This window comes from Arthrobacter sp. JDC6, assembly GCF_056484025.1.
Genome location: NZ_CM151278.1, coordinates 2,496,107 through 2,513,399 on the forward strand (window position 1 = coordinate 2,496,107; position 17,293 = coordinate 2,513,399).

The 17,293-nt window shown below is 62.3% G+C and carries 15 protein-coding genes; 8 read left to right on the plus strand and 7 right to left on the minus strand.

The genetic code is table 11. The features are described from left to right. Nucleotides 1-5: 5 nt before the first annotated feature. The 6 genes from ACV095_RS11620 to ACV095_RS11645 all read right to left on the minus strand — a co-directional run bounded on the left by ACV095_RS11620 (nucleotide 6) and on the right by ACV095_RS11645 (nucleotide 7,110). Nucleotides 6-1,886 (minus strand): oxidoreductase, encoded by a 1,881-nt coding sequence (locus tag ACV095_RS11620; protein ID WP_478221901.1) that lies wholly within the window; start codon nucleotides 1,884-1,886, stop codon nucleotides 6-8. Between the two features lie 120 nt (nucleotides 1,887-2,006). Further along, on the minus strand, nucleotides 2,007-2,918 hold the full coding sequence (locus ACV095_RS11625) for a helix-turn-helix domain-containing protein (protein WP_478221902.1): 912 nt from the start codon (nucleotides 2,916-2,918) through the stop codon (nucleotides 2,007-2,009). Between the two features lie 117 nt (nucleotides 2,919-3,035). Continuing rightward, nucleotides 3,036-3,884 (minus strand): catechol 1,2-dioxygenase, encoded by an 849-nt coding sequence (gene catA / locus ACV095_RS11630; RefSeq protein ID WP_457949806.1) that lies wholly within the window; start codon nucleotides 3,882-3,884, stop codon nucleotides 3,036-3,038. Nucleotides 3,885-4,111: 227 nt separating this feature from the next. Beyond that, entirely contained in the window at nucleotides 4,112-4,771 is a 660-nt protein-coding gene (locus tag ACV095_RS11635) for a 3-keto-alpha-glucoside-1,2-lyase-like domain-containing protein (RefSeq protein WP_478221903.1), read from the minus strand. Beyond that, entirely contained in the window at nucleotides 4,764-5,762 is a 999-nt protein-coding gene (locus ACV095_RS11640) for a zinc-binding alcohol dehydrogenase family protein (protein WP_478221904.1), read from the minus strand. The genes ACV095_RS11635 and ACV095_RS11640 overlap by 8 nt, the downstream gene beginning before the upstream one ends. Then, on the minus strand, nucleotides 5,755-7,110 hold the full coding sequence (locus ACV095_RS11645; RefSeq protein WP_478221905.1) for an MFS transporter: 1,356 nt from the start codon (nucleotides 7,108-7,110) through the stop codon (nucleotides 5,755-5,757). Before ACV095_RS11645 ends, ACV095_RS11640 begins: the two co-directional genes overlap by 8 nt. Before the next feature lie 105 nt (nucleotides 7,111-7,215). On the opposite strand from ACV095_RS11645, the gene ACV095_RS11650 reads away from it, so the two are divergent. The 8 genes from ACV095_RS11650 (at nucleotide 7,216) to ACV095_RS11685 (ending at nucleotide 15,480) form a co-directional block, all read left to right on the plus strand. Continuing rightward, nucleotides 7,216-7,737, plus strand: a complete 522-nt coding sequence (locus ACV095_RS11650) for a PadR family transcriptional regulator (RefSeq protein WP_478221906.1) — start codon at nucleotides 7,216-7,218, stop codon at nucleotides 7,735-7,737. A 289-nt stretch (nucleotides 7,738-8,026) separates the two neighbouring features. Beyond that, nucleotides 8,027-8,815 carry an SDR family oxidoreductase gene (locus tag ACV095_RS11655; protein WP_478221907.1) on the plus strand — a complete coding sequence of 263 codons (789 nt, stop codon included), beginning with the start codon at nucleotides 8,027-8,029 and terminating at the stop codon, nucleotides 8,813-8,815. 188 nt (nucleotides 8,816-9,003) lie between these two features. Further along, complete coding sequence (locus ACV095_RS11660; RefSeq protein ID WP_478221908.1) at nucleotides 9,004-10,299, plus strand: CaiB/BaiF CoA transferase family protein; 1,296 nt, start codon at nucleotides 9,004-9,006, stop codon at nucleotides 10,297-10,299. Then, nucleotides 10,296-11,498 (plus strand): acyl-CoA dehydrogenase family protein, encoded by a 1,203-nt coding sequence (locus tag ACV095_RS11665; RefSeq protein ID WP_478221909.1) that lies wholly within the window; start codon nucleotides 10,296-10,298, stop codon nucleotides 11,496-11,498. The genes ACV095_RS11660 and ACV095_RS11665 overlap by 4 nt, the downstream gene beginning before the upstream one ends. Nucleotides 11,499-11,547: 49 nt before the next feature. Then, nucleotides 11,548-12,771 carry a thiolase family protein gene (locus ACV095_RS11670; protein ID WP_478221910.1) on the plus strand — a complete coding sequence of 408 codons (1,224 nt, stop codon included), beginning with the start codon at nucleotides 11,548-11,550 and terminating at the stop codon, nucleotides 12,769-12,771. After that, nucleotides 12,771-13,577 (plus strand): enoyl-CoA hydratase/isomerase family protein, encoded by an 807-nt coding sequence (locus tag ACV095_RS11675; protein ID WP_255175310.1) that lies wholly within the window; start codon nucleotides 12,771-12,773, stop codon nucleotides 13,575-13,577. Before ACV095_RS11670 ends, ACV095_RS11675 begins: the two co-directional genes overlap by 1 nt. 2 nt (nucleotides 13,578-13,579) lie before the next feature. Then, nucleotides 13,580-14,446 carry a 3-hydroxyacyl-CoA dehydrogenase family protein gene (locus tag ACV095_RS11680; protein ID WP_478221911.1) on the plus strand — a complete coding sequence of 289 codons (867 nt, stop codon included), beginning with the start codon at nucleotides 13,580-13,582 and terminating at the stop codon, nucleotides 14,444-14,446. A gap of 89 nt (nucleotides 14,447-14,535) precedes the next feature. Beyond that, nucleotides 14,536-15,480: a LysR family transcriptional regulator gene (locus tag ACV095_RS11685; protein ID WP_324644955.1), complete on the plus strand. Its 945-nt coding sequence runs from the start codon at nucleotides 14,536-14,538 to the stop codon at nucleotides 15,478-15,480. Here the strand turns inward: ACV095_RS11685 and ACV095_RS11690 are convergent. Next, nucleotides 15,460-17,199, minus strand: a complete 1,740-nt coding sequence (locus tag ACV095_RS11690; RefSeq protein WP_478221912.1) for a helix-turn-helix domain-containing protein — start codon at nucleotides 17,197-17,199, stop codon at nucleotides 15,460-15,462. The two genes, ACV095_RS11685 and ACV095_RS11690, sit on opposite strands and share 21 nt — an antisense overlap. Nucleotides 17,200-17,293 lie beyond the last annotated feature (94 nt).

The window sequence follows — 17,293 nt, forward strand, 5'->3', positions numbered from 1 at the left end:
TCCTCCTAAACCTCAGCTGCGGCCCAGAAACCGGACTGGGTCGCCTCGTACATTCGGCCGCCCCTGAAGCGTGTGCCGATGGTGCGTATGCGTTCGCCGTCGACTGCCGCTGCCAGGAAATCGTTAGGTGTACGGTCCTGAGCCCACACCACCGTCCCTCCCGCAGGGGCCGGCTGGTCCGTAAGAATGTTGACGTTCCGGGAAGCGAGCAGTCCCCTCAGGTGATTGCGCTGCATGTCATTCGTGTCGAGCCCAACGTCCTCGCTGGGAGAGCTGAGCGTAACCTTGCGGCCCTGCTCGGACAGCCACAGGGCCGCGAACATCGCTGTTTCAGTGTTTCCGTGCACGGTTACCTCCTTCGCCTCCGGCGCACTCCGGCCTGCCAGCATTAGCACGGCATCGATCGCCCCCTGGGGCGCACCGGCACTCTCGGTGCCGGTAGCGAGAAAGACTGTGTCGTACCCGCCCATTTCCGCTTCCGTGACCTCGGTTCCGAGCCGCACGTCGACCCCCGTGCGCTCCAGCTCGGCGCGGTAGAACTCAACAAACGTCGTGATCTCTTTGTTCAGGACCTCAGCTGCGGCCCAGGCCCGCAACTGACCGCCGATCTCCTTCTCGCGTTCCACCAGCGTTACTTCATGGCCACGGTCCGCGGCCAGAATGGCTGCCTCGCATCCGGCCGGGCCAGCGCCGACGATCAGGACCCGCTTGGCGGGAACTGCCAGCCGACGGGCTTCGGCTGCCCGCTTCTCCTGGGAGAGCGCCGGGTTGATAACACACTGCGTGTGCTGTCCATTGAACATCCAGCGCGAGATGCACTCATTAACCGCCAGGCACCGACGGATGTTGGACGTTGCCCCACGCCGGGTCTTCTCAACGATCGTGGGATCGGCCAGGCCTGCCCGTCCCATGGCGACGAAGTCCAGTTCACCGGCAGCGACGTCGTCGTTGAGTTCATCCAGCAACCAGACAAGACGCCCGACGCCGATGACCGGCACGGAGACCCGCTTCTTCACCTCTTTGGCGTAGTGCAGGAGGTTGCCCGGCGGGACCATGGGCAGGAGGACGTCCGCCGTGTCGTAGTTGCCGGCCGAAACGTCCAAAGCGTCTACATACTTATCAAGCATTTGGCAGAACGCCAGGCCGTCATCCAAAGAGAGCCCGCCCTCGTACGGCTCCTCGACACTGAGCCGGTACATCACCGGAAAGTCTGGACCGACCTGTTCGCGGACTGCCCGCACCACTTCAAGGGCAAACCGGGCGCGGTTTTCCAGCGGGCCTCCATAACCGTCCGTGCGTTTGTTGGTCTTGGGCGACAAGAACTGCCCCAGCAGATACCCATGGGCGCCGTGGAGTTCCACTGCGTCGAAGCCAACTTCCTTGGCGCGGCGGGCGCCTTGGGCGTACATGTTGATCAGGCCGGGAATTTCTTCGAGCTCAATGGCGCGCGGCGCCGTTCCAAAGGCGCTGGTGATGCCGGCGGTCGGCGCAATCGGGGGCACATTGCCTTCGGTATTGCCCTGTGAATTCTGCCGGCCCGTGTGGTGCAACTGGACCGCAATTTTCGCGCCCTCATTGTGTACTGCCTCCACCAGGTCGGCCAGGCCCGACCGGTAACGGTCATGGTCAATCCGGATCGGGTGCCCGACTGTACGGCCAACCTGCCAGTCGACAGAGGTGTTCTCGGTGATGAGCAGGCCTGCTCCGCCGCGGGCCCGTTGCCGGAAATACTCAATAAGGCGGGGGCCTGCATACCCGTCGACCTCGGCATACTGCGTGAATATGGGCGACTGGACGAAGCGGTTTTTCAGGGACATCGATCCGATTCGTCCGGGCTGGAATAGTGCGGCGTATTTCACGGCACGCTCGCTAAGGGTACTGGTCACTTGGGACTCCTTCGTCACCGGGAGGCATCTCCTCGCCTCCACAAGTATTGAAAACTCGAGCAAGCAAAACCTGCCGCCATGTGCACAGAAGTGTTCCGGAGATGCACAAAGTCGTTCAGATCACATTGAGCGGTGGGCGTTCCGTGCCTCGCGGGGGGAAACACCGTAAGCGGCACGGAAGGCGCGACTAAACGACGACGGGTTGTCGAAACCGCACCGGTGCGCCACTTCGGTGACAGAGACGGGTGCGGGTGACAGCAGGAGTTGGTATGCCGCTTCCCGACGACGCCGCATCAAAAATTCCCGGCAGGTTTCCCCTGTGCCCTCGAACAGCGCATGGAGGTAACGGATCGACACGGCATTTCCGTGGGCAATGTCGTCTACGGTGAGGCTGGAGTCGCCCAGCCGGGACTCGACAAAGGCTTTAACTTCCATAAGGCGGATCGTCTTTGTATCGAGGACGATGTTGGTGGATGCGCCAATAGCGGAGGCTAAAAGATCGACCGCGATCCGTCCCGCCATCGCCGCTGAATCCTCGTCCAGATCCAACGCCCTGGTCGACGTGTGCAACCAGTCAAACAACAGACGAAGGCTGGGCGTGCTATTCAAGGGGCGTCCGACAAGTGATTCAAGGCGCGGCAACGCCTCAAGGCAGAGCTGCCGGGGCATGAAGAGTGTCGTTTTTAGGAGAGGACCTTCGCTGAAGCACTCTCCAGGCAATACTCCGTCCCACATGACCGCACTGCCTGCTCCCACAACTGCCTGTCTGCCCCCCTGTGAAAACACTTCCCGGCCGCGCCTTACCAATAGGACGGCTGCGTAATCTCCGTCAGTATGGCTAATTTCCCGCTGGCCGCGCCGCCCTCTCATTCCGCCCAGTCGGCAGTCCACAGCCCACAACCCACCAAATTCTGCCGCCCGGTGTTTCAACGCCGCGTCCCGAACCACATCCAACTGCCACGGCAGGTGGCTCGTTGAGAATTCGTCGACCATTTCGTCGTTCACTAAAGGCATCGTCGTCACCGACGTCATAGGGTCACTCCGTTTCCCTGCATCGGAGCAACCGCAGCAAAGTCGCCGGGTGGCATAATCCGACCACCCGACGACCGACGCTTGCGGAGGCTCCACCTTCCGACAGTTGGAGTTGTATCAGTTCTCCGGATCGAGGACGAAGTCGTAGGTGACTTCCCGCCCATTGCCATCCGTGCGGTCGGTCGGCGCGAGGATCAGTTCCGGCTTGACGGCCGAAGCGATGTCGTCCGCGACGTGCTCATCACCCTGGAAGTACAACTGTGTGGTGATGAGTTGGTGACCCGGAGCGGAGACCTTCAGGTGCAGGTGTGCCGGACGCCAGGCGTGCCAGCCGGCAGCAGCGATGAGTGCACCGCAAGCGCCGTCTGTCGGAATCTGGTACGGGGCCGGCTGTATGGTGTTGATCTGGAATTTACCATCGGCGTCGGCAATCACGGACCCGCGAAGGTTCCACTCAGGCAGGCCCGGCGCGAACTGGGAGTAGAACCCGAGGTCATCAGCGTGCCACAGTTCGATCAACGCGCCGGCCAGGGGCTGCCCAGCAACGCTCGTGACCTGGCCCTGGAAAAGCAACGGCGTGCCCGGTTCGTCATCGCGCATGGGCAGCGTGGCCGGCGTGTTTTGAGCGGGCGCGTTCGGGATGTAGTAGGGGCCTTCGATGGTTCCTTTGGAGCCGTGCCGGTTGGCGTTGGCAACTTCTTCGACGGAGTGCTCTACCCAGACGTCAAGGAAGAGCGGCCATTCCCCGTCCTCACCGACCTGGATCAGCCAGGCTTTGAGGGCGTTGTACTCGTCATAAGTGACCTTTTCGTCGATCACGGTCTCGTTGATGGCTTTGATGATCTTGCCGGCGAGGGCGCTGACGCGCTCCTTGCTGGTTGCTGCAGCGACGTGCTTGTTTTCCCTGAAACGGGCTGTTGCGCCTGCACCTGAGGCGGCTGCGGTTGCCTGGGTTTCCGTGGTCACGGTGACTCCTTTGTCGTGGTGGTTGATCCTGGCTCGAGCATTGTCCTCGCGGACATCGTGGAGTGCCGGGCATCACACAGTGTGTGGCTGTTCAAGACTAGGCTCCCCCATTGTGCGAATAGAAATACCTTTTCGGAACAGACTGAGAGGTTCCGCGTATCAGTCTGTGGCGTGAAAGGCACGCAGAACAGGGGCCCGGGCTTTGGGGTGCCGATACCGTCCCCAGATCAGCCGCGCGTGATGCGCAGATTGGAGAAGAACGCCTCGGTTCCAATGTCAACCCACAGGCCAATCTTCCCGCTGGCCGGCATGGCCTTGGTTTCATCCACAGCCAGGGCCTCCACCCCATTGATGCCGACGCGAAGGCGCTGGTCCTCCACTTCGATGCGCAGGTGGATCCACTCGTCCGGGCCGATGTCGGCCCGAGCCTCATAGCGGCCGTCGGGGTATTCAACGCGAAGGCGTTCAAAGTCCCATTCGGGATAGGCGAAATACTGCACGCCGCGATTCACACGTGGACCTGGTGGATTGAGCTTCGCGCCATTGAGCGGTCGAACATAGACAGACTCAAAGCGGTCAGCGTCGTCGGAAATTCGGTAGGCGATACCGGCGAAGGCACGCGCATAATCGGGCGCGTCCCCAGTCAGGCGGCTCAATATGTCTACCTCAATGACACCGTTCTCGAACTCAGCCGGCAGCAGGACAAAGGTGGGCTGGTCGATGTAATGGACTCCGGGAACCCCCGCTGCCGCCTCGCCGGTCAGTGCCACCCGGAGGGCCTTGCGGCCCCCGATCTTGCCGGCATATGCCATAACGGATCTCAGCGAAGCTCCCCCTGGCAGTCTGTCCAAGGGCAGAACAGTACTGCCCGCGTTGACGTCAGTCATGAATGTGTCCTTCCACTGTGACCACAAGCTTGCCGGATACGGACCCATCCTCCATGTCCTGGTGCGCTTGGACGATCTCGTCGAACCTGTAAACCTTGCCGATGGGGACTGAGACGCGTCCGGCTTCCACGGCATCCAGGAATTCCTGCAGGACAGGTGCTGGAAGGTCATTTGCCCCGCCGGAGTATGCAGTCAACCGGACACCGTTGGGAATAAAGTCGATCGGGTAAAAGTCCTTCACCGTCCACTCGTCCGAAAGCATTCCGGTGAAGCAGACCGTCCCATGGACAGCCGTGGCCTGCAGTGTGTCCTGAAGTGTGGGCGTCCCGACCAGTTCCACCGCGCCGCCGACCCCGTCCGGGAAGATTCGGCGTACCTGTTCGGCAATCGAACCGGAATCAATCACCACGTGATCCGTGCCTGCGTCCAGGAGCGCCTGCGTTTTGTCTGGATTCCTGGTGGTGGCCACGACGGTGATGCCTTGGCGTTTGGCGAGGACGGCCAGGGCCATCCCTATGGATGAAGTGCCGCCGCGGATCAGCAGGCTGCTGCCAGGGACGGCGTTTACGCCGACTGTCAGGGAGCCGTTTGCGGTTTGCAGCATCTCAGGCACGGCACCCAAAGTGGACCAATCAAGGCTGCTTCTAAACGGGACCACGCTGGAGGCCGGCACGCTCACGTACTCGGCATAGCCTCCGTCGAAAGTTCTGCCCATGCCGCCCATCAGCGCGGCGACCTGAGTGCCTTCGGCGACCTCACCGCCCGGAGCCTCTACTACAACACCGGTTGCTTCAATCCCGGGGATGCGCGGGAAGGATCCGAATGAGCCCAGTCCCCTGCGGAAATGAAGCTCCGAGCGGTTAAGGCCAAAAGCGTGGACTTTGATAAGCACCCAACCAGGCCTGGCAACAGGCCGGGGCACTACCCGGATCTTGAGAGCTTCGGGCGCTCCCGGGCCGTCCAGGACGATTGCGTGCATGTGCTCAGGCATGGTTGTGTGCTTCCTCTGATTCGGTTTGCGAGTCGGCGAGCTCGGGCGAAGTGTCCGTTGGCGGAATTTCAGAATGCTTGCCTGCAGTTTTAGGTCCCCGCCGAATCGCGGGTATCGCGGCAACGCCGACGGCTGCAATCAGTACTCCGGGTACCAGTGGCCACTCGGTGGTTTCAGTCAGCGACTGAACCACGTAAGGCGCGATGCCGCCGAATATGGTGGTGGCAATGGTCCCGCCGATTGCCAGCGCGGTGAGGCGGCCCCTGACGACAAACTGCTCCGGAATTGCTGATGCGCCCACTGCGCTCAGGCTGCCGGCCAGGCACGAAAGACCCACGACGGCGGCAATGGCCAAGGGTGCGGTGGAGTAACCGGCGGCAGCGAACATGGGAACGGGCAGAAGAACGGCCGCCACCGCCAGGACGAGCAGGGTCCGGCGACGCCCGTATCGGTCGGACAACCAGCCGGCGGCCGGCGAGGCAACAACCACGACGGCGGCGGAAAGCGTTGCCAGGGCAATTGCGGAAGATTCGGCCCAGCCCTGAACGGAAACCAGGTATGTGGGCAGGTAGACGATGCCTACGTAGTACGTTGCGGAAACAAGCCCGGAGATGACGAAGGTGCGGATAATGGCCCGCCATTGCCGCCCCACAACCTGTGGAATCGATTCCCGGGTTTCCTCTGCGCGGCTTTGCGCAAAGAGCGGGGTTTCGTGGAGGCCGGTGCGCAGCAAGAGGATCAAGGCAGCGAGTAGACCGCCGACAATGAATGGTATCCGCCAACCCCACGCATCCATCTGTGCCGCAGGAAGGGCAGCGATGGTGGCCGCTGCGACACCGGCAGCGAGCAGCGCTCCGATTTCGCTCGCCGCGGCGGCCAGTGAGGTGACGAGCCCACGCTTTCCCGGGCTGCTGCTTTCCAGGAGATAGGTCATGACGCCCGTGTATTCACCACCCACCGAAAATGACATCAGGCATCTCAGTGCGAGAAGCCAGGCCGCGGCGGATTCACCAATCTGCGCGTAGGTCGGCAGGACAGCAGTGCCCAGTGTGGCCAGCAGCATCAACGCCATGGATGCCAGCAGAACGGGCCGGCGGCCCCAACGGTCCCCCACGTATCCAAAGACGAGGCCGCCTATCGGCCGGAGGAGGTAGGAAACGGCAAACGTTGCAAGTGTCATAAGGACCCCCGTGGGGCTGTCACCGAAGAACACCCGTGAAAGGACGGCGCTGAGGTAAAGGAACAACGTGAAGTCGTACCATTCCACCACGGTGGAGACAACGGCGATAGCGAGCCGGCCCCGGGGAACGGTGGCTTGAGCCGCAAGGGGCATGGGCGAAGACGGCATGGGAGGATCCTTCGACGGCGAAAACGGAGCGATACCTCTAAACGAGGTATGCATTAGGGAACGTTACCTCGTTTCGAGGTATTCCCATCCGCTAGCATTGTTGTCGTGCTCGAACTGATGATCCTGGGCTTCCTCGCCGAAGGCCCCCTCCATGGTTACCAACTCCGGCGCAAGATGAATGAACTCTACGGTTTCGCAAAGGAGATCAGTGACGGGAGCCTGTATCCCGCCATTCAAAGGCTCATCAAAGCGGGTGCCATTGTGCAGCGCATCGAGGACGGGCGCGCGGCCCAGCGCCACACACTAGAACTCACGCCTAAGGGCCGGGAAGACCTTGAGCAACGGCTTCGCAGCGCTTCAGGCGGAGATGTCAGCGACCTGGGACGGTTTATGGTGATCCTTGCCTTCCTGTCCCAACTTCCCGACGTCGAAGACCAGCACGAGGTACTCGAGCGGCGGCTGAAATTCCTCGAGACACCCGCCAGCTTCTTCTACGAAAACGGCAGACCTTTGCGAAGCGCGGATATCCAGGACATCTACCGCCAAGGAATGCTGACAATTGGCAAAGCGGCGAGCCGGGCAGAAATAGCCTGGCTCCGCCACACCCTTGGCGCCTCCGCGAAGTAGGATCCCTCACGATGGGCGTTTCTACTGCTCACTGACTGTCATGTTTATTGCCTCACATGCATCAATAGGGCCAATTTTGGTATTTCCCCTTGGGTAACCTGGCGCAATACCGTGAAGACTCGCGGGATACGCCATCGGATTCACCCACGGCGACCGACATAGAGGTGGGGATTCCGGTGGGCCTCCCTCCTGGTTCCGAGGCCAGCGGCACGACTGTTGCTGCTACTACGGACAAGCCGGGGAAGGACTCCCGCAAGTCACGGACACCCAAACAAAGGAGTTTTGAGCAATGACTGGACGAGTTGACGGCAAACGGATATTGATCACCGGCGCAGGCAGCGGAATGGGCCGGTCGGTTGCCAGGCGCCTGGCGGAAGAGGGTGCCAAGCTGACGATCTTTGACCTCAACGCTGAGGCGGCCGATGACGCAAGGGACGAAATCGTTTCCAAAGGCGGTACAGCAATTTCGACCTCCGGTAACGTAGTCCACCGGACGGACGTTGCAGCCGCAGTAGCAGCGGGCGTGGAGGCTTACGGCGGTCTGGATGTCATGTTCGCTATCGCAGGGATCATCAAACCCCTCCATTTCCTGGATGTGACGGAGGAAAACTGGCGGACTACCCTCGACGTCAACGGCCTCGGCTCACTGATCTGCCAGCAGGAAGCGGCTAAACAAATGATCTCGCAGGGGACTGGGGGCAAGCTCGTCCTCACGTCATCGATCGCAGGCCGCCAGGGATACCCAAACTTCGCCGCTTACTGCGCCAGTAAGTTTGCGGTCAACGCGCTGGTACAGGCAGCAGCCCGCGGACTGGCCGAACACCACATCACGTGCAACGCCTTTGCGCCGGGCGTGGTGGACACGCCCCTGTGGCGCAAGCTCGACCTCGACATCATGGAACTCGGAGACACTTCCGCGCCAGGGCAGGCTTTCGACGAGTTCTCAGGGTCGATACTTGCCGGCCGCGCCGGCACGCCCGAGGACGTCACTGGAACGGCGCTCTACCTGGCATCGGAGGATTCCGATTACATGACAGGCCAGGTCGTCATGATCGACGGCGGCATGGTCCTCGTGTAGTTTCCGGGAGCAAGCCAACGCACTAAAGACAGAGGCATCACCGAGCCACGGTTCGGTGATGCCTCTGTCGTTAAAAGCGGCAATCAATTATTCCCAACAAGACATCAATATAGCCCGGAATAAGTATTGGACCAGAGGTAATTCGTAGTGGGATGGTTGATGCATCGACGAGCATTCAAAGGAGAGCCGTGACGATTCAAACCAGCCCTAACCTCGACTGGCCCGAGATGGCCGGTAGCCATACGTCCCTTGACGAGGTTCCGGCTTCCGACGTCTTCGGCCGTAAGGGGAGCGGCCCTTTGTCCGGTGTACTGGTTGCTGATTTCGGCCGTGTGCTTGCCGGCCCCTACTGCACCATGCTGCTGGCGGACATGGGCGCGACGGTCGTCAAGATCGAAAGCCCTGACGGCGACGAAACCCGGGCGTGGAAGCCTCCCGTCCGGGACGGCGAATCCACGTATTACCTGTCGATCAACCGCAACAAAGGATCCATCGCCCTGGACCTCCGGGACGAGGATGACCGAAGGATTGCCCAGGAAATCGCCCAGCGGGCCGATGTCATGGTCGAAAACTTCAAACCAAACTGCCTGGAACGGTACGGCCTGGACTATGGTTCCGTGGCAAAAGCGAATCCAGAAGTGGTGTACGCATCCATCACCGGCTTCGGTACGGCGGGAGGGGCTTCACTTCCGGGATATGACCTGCTTGTCCAGGCGCTGTCCGGCCTGATGAGCCTTACGGGTGCACCCGATACACCGGCATACCGCTCGGGCGTTGCCGTTTTCGACGTCATCACAGGCCTTCACGCTGCGATAGGAATACTCGCGGCCCTTCATGAGCGGACGCAAACGGGCCGGGGGCAGCACATCGAAGTCAACCTCATGTCATCCGCGCTGTCCGGCATGGTCAATCAGACCGCCGGTTATCTGTTGAGCGGCACCGTCCCGGCAAGGCTGGGAAATGAACATCCAAGCATCTACCCCTACGAGCCGCTGCCCACGGGCGAAGGCGACATTGTCATTGCCATCGGTAACGATCCCCAGTTCCGCAAGCTGTGCCAAACCCTTGACCTCCCGCAGGTGAGCCTCGATCCCCGGTTCGCAACGGCTCCGGCTCGCAGCCTGAACCGCGAAGAACTCCGGCCGGTGCTGCAGGCGGCCCTTGGCAAAGCATCTTCTACCGAGTGGTTCGACGTTCTCACCGGGGCTGGAATTCCCTGCGCTCCGATCAACGACGTTCGCCAGGGGCTCGATTTCGCTGAACGCATTGGACTGGAGCCCGTCGTCACCATCGGTGAAGGCAGGGATGCCATCCCCACCGTCCGGAATCCCATCACTTTCTCGGAGACACCCGTCAGCTACGACCTCGTTCCCCCGTCCCACGACGGGAACCGTGACCAGGTTCTTGCCTGGCTTGAGACGGGAAACCAAACCAAGGCACAGCGGCGGCCTGCATCCGCATCACAACGAAAGGTTCAACGATGACCACCACAGCCGACCGGCAGACGGCAACCTCTGATTACTTCCGTTTGGACGACGATCTCACTGCTGACGAGATCGCTATCCGCGACAAGGTCCGCGCGTTCGCCGAGAACCGTGTACTTCCGGTTATCAACGCCTACTGGGAAAAAGCCGAATTTCCCGAGGAACTGCTCGAACCATTGGCTAGGCTGGGTGTCATAGGAACCACGATCAAGGGCTACGGTTGCCCCGGTATGAGCCGCAAAGCCGCCGGAATGGTGGCACGCGAAATGGCCCGCGCCGATGGGAGCCTCAACACGTTCCTCGGCATCCATTCAAACCTCTGCATGGGCGCCCTTAACCTCTTGGGCAGCGCCGAGCAGCGGGAACGCTGGCTCCCGCCCCTGGCCAGGATTGAAAAGACCGGCGCCTTCGCACTAACCGAACCGGAACACGGCTCGGACTCCGTGGCTCTGGAGACCGCGGCCCGGCGCGACGGAGACTCCTGGGTGCTCACGGGCCGCAAACGCTGGATCGGCAACGGCCACGCCGCTGACGTCATCGTCCTGTTCGCTCGAAACACGGCAGATGGAAACGTCAACGCATTCGTTATCGAAAAGGACGCTGCAGGCCGGTACCCCGAGGGCTACTCCCCCACAGTCATCTCTGGCAAGGTTGGCAAGCGTGCCATCCTTCAGGCCGACGTCGAAATCACGGAAATGCGGATCCCCGACGCCAACAGGCTGGAATTGTGCCATTCCTTCCGCGATGTCTCCCGGGTGCTCCAGGCAACACGGGGCGGCGCGGCATGGGAGGCGGTGGGCCACGCCATGGCAGCCTTCGAGATTGCAGCGGATTACGCGCTCAGCCGCCACCAGTTCGGAAAACCGCTCGCTTCCTACCAACTGGTCCAGCACCGCCTGGCCAACATGCTCAGTGAACTCACCACCATGCAACTGCTCTGTACCCGCATGGCCGAACTCGCCGACCAGGACAAGCTCACCAACGCCATGGCCTCGATGGTGAAGATGGCCACCGCCCAAAAGGGCAAGTGGATCTGCAACGAAGCACGGGACTTGCTGGGCGGTAATGGACTGCTGCTGGAAAACCATGTTGTCCGCCATATGACCGACATGGAAGTCGTCTCAACCTATGAAGGCACCGACTCGATGCAGGCCCTCATCGTAGGCCGCGATATCACTGGAATTTCCGCGTTTAACTAGACCGTCATCCGGCACAAGACAGCACATCACACACATGATTGGAACACCCATGCCTGAGGCCTTCTTGATCGGCGGGGCACGCACCCCCGTCGGCCGCTACGGCGGCACCCTGTCCTCCATCCGCCCGGACGACCTCGCCGCACTCACCCTGCGCGCCGCCGTTGAACGCGCCGGCATTGACCCGGGCGCCGTGGACGAGGTGATTCTCGGCAACGCCAACGGCGCCGGCGAGGAGAACCGCAACGTGGCCCGCATGGCATGGCTCCTCGCGGGGTTCCCGGACACCGCCCCCGGCATCACCGTCAACCGCCTCTGTGCCTCCGGGCTGAGCGCCATCATCATGGCGTCCCACATGGTCAAGGCAGGAGCGGCGGACATCGTGGTGGCCGGCGGCGTCGAATCCATGTCCCGCGCACCGTGGGTGATGGAAAAGCCACACAAGGCGTTCGCCAAGCCAGGCGCCGTCGTCGATACCTCCATCGGCTGGCGCTTCCCCAACCCCGCCTTCGTCGCCGGCGAACTCTCACGCGACGGCAAGGCCACCTACTCAATGCCGGAAACCGCCGAAGAAGTGGCCCGGGTCTACGGCATCTCCCGCGACGATTGCGACGAGTTCGCCGTCCGCTCCCACGAGCGCGCCCTGGACGCCATCACCGCCGGGCACTTCGCCGACGAGATCGTCCCCGTGACGGTCAAGGGCCGCAAGGGCGCCGAAACCATCGTGGACACGGACGAAGGCCCCCGCCCCGGAACCACCCGCGAAGTCCTCGCCGGGCTGCGGCCCGTGGTGAAGGGCGGCATCGTGGTCACCGCCGGCAACGCCTCCACGCTCAACGACGGCGCCTCCGCGATCATCGTCGCGTCCGAGGCCGCCGTCCAGAAGTACGGCCTCATGCCCCGGGCGCGCATCCTCGACGGCGCATCAGCAGGCGTGGGTCAGGAAATCATGGGCATCGGCCCGGTCCCGGCAACCCGCAAGGTCCTGGACCGGACCGGTCTCGCTGTGGGCGACCTGGCCGCCGTCGAACTCAATGAAGCGTTCGCTTCGCAGGCGCTTGCCTGCATGCGCGAATTGAAGCTTGAGCCCGGCATCGTGAACAACGACGGGGGCGCCATCGCCCTGGGACATCCCCTCGGCTCGTCCGGGTCGCGGCTGGTCATCACCCTCCTGGGGCGCCTCGAACGCGAAGTCACCGAGGGCCGGAAGCTGGGCCTCGCCACCATGTGCGTGGGTGTCGGGCAGGGCACGGCGCTGCTGCTGGAGGGGCTGTGATGACGGAATTGACGTACGACGTCGGCACGGAGTTGGGTGCCGCGGGTTTCTCAACGCTGCAGATTGAGGAGCGGGAAGACCGATTAGCGGTGCGGCTCCACCGGCCGGACGTCCGCAATGCCATCGACCAGGCCATGGTGGATGAGCTGCACCTGGTGTGCGCGTACCTGGAGCGAACCCCGAAAATCCTGATCCTTTCAGGCACGCCCGGGAACCCGGACACCGGAGCCAAAGGCATCTTCGCCTCCGGCGCCGACATCGCGCAGCTGCGTGAACGCCGCCGGGACAACGCACTGGCCGGAATCAACTCCGGCATCTTCGACCGGATCGCAAGACTGCCCATGCCCGTCATCGCCGCATTGGACGGGTACGCCCTTGGCGGCGGCGCCGAACTTGCCTACGCGGCCGACTTCCGCATCGGCACGCCAGATTTGAGGATGGGCAATCCCGAGACGAACCTGGGCATCCTTGCAGCCGCGGGCGCCACCTGGCGCCTGAAGGAACTCGTCGGCGAGCCGCTCGCCAAGCACATCCTGCTCGCCGGCAAGGTCCTCACCGGCCAGGAATGCCTTGCCGTTGGACTGGTCACCGAGCTCGTTGATCCGGACACCCTGATGGACGCCGCGCACGCGTTGGCAGACTCCATCGCCGCCCAGGACCCGCTGGCAGTCCGCATCACCAAATCCGTGTTCCACACCCCGCGGGAAGTCCACCCCGTCATCGACACCCTGGCCCAGGGCATGCTCTTCGAATCCCAGGCCAAGTTTGACCGCATGCAGGCATTCCTCGACCGGAAGAAGAAGTAGACATGAGCATCCCTGCAATTCCCGCCGGACTCCCCCCAAAGGTTGGTGTCCTCGGCGGCGGCCGGATGGGCGCCGGAATCGCCCACGCCTTCCTGGTCAAGGGTTCCGACGTCATTGTCGTTGAGCGTGACCAGGAAGCTGCGGACGCGGCCCGCGGGCGCGTCGAGGACGCCGTCGGCAAGTCCCTGGCCCGCGGCCTGGCAGGCAGGGCGGCCGACTACACCTCCCGCTTGTCGGTGACCACGGACTACGCCTCCTTCGGCGACCGGGAACTGGTGGTAGAGGCCGTGCCCGAATTGTGGGACCTCAAAGTCTCATCCCTGCGCGCCGTCGAGGCCGAACTCGGCAACGGTGCCGTGCTGGCCTCCAACACGTCATCCCTGTCCGTGAACGGCCTGGCTGAGGAACTCGACCGTCCGCAGGACTTCCTCGGGCTGCACTTCTTCAACCCGGTCCCGGCCTCCACGCTCATCGAGGTGGTCGTGGGGAACAAGACCTCCGAGCCGCTGGCGGCCGCGGCGCGTGACTGGGTGGAGGCACTCGGCAAGACCGCCGTCGTCGTCAATGATGCCCCAGGGTTCGCCTCATCCCGCCTGGGCGTGGCCATCGCCCTGGAAGCGATGCGGATGGTCGAAGAAGGCGTGGCCTCCGCCGAGGACATCGACAACGCTATGGTGCTGGGCTACAAGCACCCCACCGGGCCGCTGAGGACCACGGACATCGTGGGCCTGGACGTCCGGCTCGGCATCGCCGAATACCTGCATGAGACCCTCGGAGAACGGTTCGCACCCCCGCAGATCCTGCGCGAGAAGGTGGCCCGCGGCGAGCTCGGCCGCAAGACCGGAACGGGGTTCTTCAACTGGAGCTAGAGAACCGTTTCACCGCTCGATTCTTACTTTCCGTCTAACTGGGTAAGCTCGAGTGATACTCTAAACTCAATAATGAGGGAAGGGATGCTGTGGAAATCAACCAGCTAGTCGCCTTTCTTGCCGTGGCGGAAGAACTGCATTTCGGCCGGGCCGCGGAGAGGCTCCACGTCGCGCAGCCGCCCCTGAGCCGGACCATAAAGCAACTCGAAAATGAGCTGAATACGAGGCTGTTGGACCGGACAACCCGATCTGTAAAACTGACGTCCAGCGGTCGGGCGCTTGTGGGTCCGGCTACGGAAGTCCTCGATGCCCTGCGCCGCGCCGAAGACGCGGTCCGATCGGCGGATGGCGGGGAATCCGGGCTCGTTCGCATAGCCTTCGCGGGCGCCTCCACGCATCAATTGGTTGCGCGCTTGGCACGTTTGGTGAGGGCACAACGGCCAGGCATACAGCTGGACCTTTCCAGCCAAAACTTCGCCCAACCCGCCATGACAAAGCTGGTGCAGGGTGAGACCGATGTCGCTTTCGGACGGTGGGATGTGATTCCGGCCGAAATCGCATCGGAAGTTGTGCTGCGGGACTCCCTAGTGATCGCACTCCCCGACACGCATCCGCTGGCGGGAGCGCGCCGGTTAGCGATCGCAAAGTTGGCCGCGGAAGCGTTCATCTCCTTGCCGTCCTACGAAGGCGCGGTGTTGCCCGACCGGCTTCGTCGGCTCGCACGAGACAACGGCTTTGTTCCCAATGTCATCCAGGTGGCACCCGACACCCAGACAGCGCTGGCTCTTGTCAGCGCGGAAGTAGGGTGCCACCTTACGTTGGCATCGGTGGCAGACAGTGCGACCGATCCACACGTAGTCTTCGTTCCCCTGGCGGACGCCACCGCAGACGTCGACCTCAGAGCCGCCTGGCGCCCGAACGATACGAATCCTGCAGTCAAGGCTGTTCTGCACGAAGTCATGAACCTGAGTAAGGTTTCCAGGAACCAGGTCACCGCAGGTGATGCGGACTACTCACATGGTCGCCTCGCCTGAATCGAGACCGAGCTGACGGAGACGGCGGTAAAGCGTCGTCCTGCCCATTCCCAGCAAATCCGCTGCCTCCGACTTGTTACCACCGGTGGCATCAAGGGCCTTAATAATGGCATCGCGCTCAGCAGTCTTCATCAGCGACAGGGGGCGCCGGGGAGGCGCCTGCTGAAGATGCTTTGGCAGATGCCGTCTTTCGATGACCGAAGCATTGACCGATCGAACCAGATCGGTGACCGTCCTTGCCAACTCGGCCACATTGCCGGGCCAGTTCCACTGAACCAAGGACTGCAGCGCAGCCGGGGACATCGTGTGCCGCGACCCAGCGTCGACTTCATTGAGAATCCTTGTCACCATCCCCGGAATGCGTTCCGGAGTTTGAGCCAGTGGCGCCGTCCGCACATTAATCCCCAAGGCGTCTATGAAGGCCTGGACTCCTTGGGGCGCGTCTTCGCGGAACACCGTGACCAAAAGGCTTCCGGAACGATCACCAGCTGTCCATCTCCTCTGCACCGCATCCACGATCCTGGAGAACACACTGAAGTCGTCGCTGCCGGCGTGTTCAAGCCTGCGTAGGAGGACATCTTTGCCTTGCTGTAAAAGTGACTCGACCTGGTCCCAGGGCGTAGGCAATGCAGCCGACATTACGAATACTTCGACTGGGCCCGATTTGCCCCATGTGGCTCGAAGGTCCAGGGCTGCCGTCGCCCGTCCGGTGCCGACTGGCCCCTCGACGACAGCGATCGCTTGCCCTGGGGCGGCCACGAGGGGACCGGACACGGAATGCGCACCGATATTCAACAGGCCGGGCGCAGCTGGTCCGCCGCGCAGTAATGGCTCCATCTCAGAGAAGTGAACAACAAAATGAACCCGCGGCCCGTCACTGACCCTGCGTGCCGTAATTTCGAGCATCGTTCCCTCGAGTTCACGCCTGAGCGTCGGCGAGGAAGACCAGTTATGGGCGTTGAGCACTTCCCAAAGCATGACGTGGGAAGCGACATTCACATACGGCAGGCCCGGGGTATTGGCGAGGATCGATTCGTGGTCCAGCACGACCGTGGGCCGCTGGGAACTGGTAAAGCGCATGAACGACATAGCCAGCGCAAGGTCCTGGGGCCGCGCAGACGTTCGAAGCCTCTCCTCGATCTGCTGGCTGATCTCCCGCGCCAGCGAAAGCATGATCGGATTTGCCGCTTGTATTGGCCCACCTAAGGCGATCGAACCCACCACAAGACCAGCCGGCGTATAGATGGGCGCGGCCGCGCAGGCGTTCGTTGCCAACGCGTCGCTGTAGTGCTGGCTTCCCTTGACGAACACTGGCCGCTTTTCCACCATCGACGTGCCCAGTGCATTTGTACCGATGGCGTCCTCGGAGTAGTCGAACCCCTCTGCGGCATGCATGTTGTCCAAGCGCCGGCGCTCACTGCTGTCGCTCGTCCGCCTGTCGACGATGCTGCCGCCGCGATCGCTCAGGAACAGGGTAGTTCCGGTGTCTTCCAGTTGATGCTGCCACCGGTCAAGTACCGGCACAGCAGCCCTGCCCAGGAGTGTGTCGGTATCTACGTCGCGGTACCGTTGTGCAGGCCCTGAGGCTTCAACTGCGCTGCCGATCGATCGGCGCCAACTGCGGACGATAAGGTCCGGAACCGATTCGTCTGCCTGGTAGACCCCCGTTAGTCCGGCACGAATTAGTTTTTCACGTGCCTCCCGCACTGGATCAGTCATGTTGCACCTTTGCAGTTTCATCCCTCCCGGGCAAGCGAGCGGTGACAATTATTGCTTTCCGGGTATCAAAGCCGGTATTTCGGGCCCCGTCCCA

What these genes read in the sequence shown, in the direction of transcription:
- ACV095_RS11625 (WP_478221902.1), bottom strand. Translation starts at nt 2,918, where the DNA reads ATGACGTCGGTGACGACGATGCCTTTAGTGAACGACGAAATGGTCGAC.
- ACV095_RS11635 (WP_478221903.1), bottom strand. Translation starts at nt 4,771, where the DNA reads ATGACTGACGTCAACGCGGGCAGTACTGTTCTGCCCTTGGACAGACTG.
- ACV095_RS11640 (WP_478221904.1), bottom strand. Translation starts at nt 5,762, where the DNA reads ATGCCTGAGCACATGCACGCAATCGTCCTGGACGGCCCGGGAGCGCCC.
- ACV095_RS11645 (WP_478221905.1), bottom strand. Translation starts at nt 7,110, where the DNA reads ATGCCGTCTTCGCCCATGCCCCTTGCGGCTCAAGCCACCGTTCCCCGG.
- ACV095_RS11655 (WP_478221907.1), top strand. Translation starts at nt 8,027, where the DNA reads ATGACTGGACGAGTTGACGGCAAACGGATATTGATCACCGGCGCAGGC.
- ACV095_RS11665 (WP_478221909.1), top strand. Translation starts at nt 10,296, where the DNA reads ATGACCACCACAGCCGACCGGCAGACGGCAACCTCTGATTACTTCCGT.
- ACV095_RS11670 (WP_478221910.1), top strand. Translation starts at nt 11,548, where the DNA reads ATGCCTGAGGCCTTCTTGATCGGCGGGGCACGCACCCCCGTCGGCCGC.
- ACV095_RS11675 (WP_255175310.1), top strand. Translation starts at nt 12,771, where the DNA reads ATGACGGAATTGACGTACGACGTCGGCACGGAGTTGGGTGCCGCGGGT.
- ACV095_RS11680 (WP_478221911.1), top strand. Translation starts at nt 13,580, where the DNA reads ATGAGCATCCCTGCAATTCCCGCCGGACTCCCCCCAAAGGTTGGTGTC.
- ACV095_RS11690 (WP_478221912.1), bottom strand. Translation starts at nt 17,199, where the DNA reads ATGACTGATCCAGTGCGGGAGGCACGTGAAAAACTAATTCGTGCCGGA.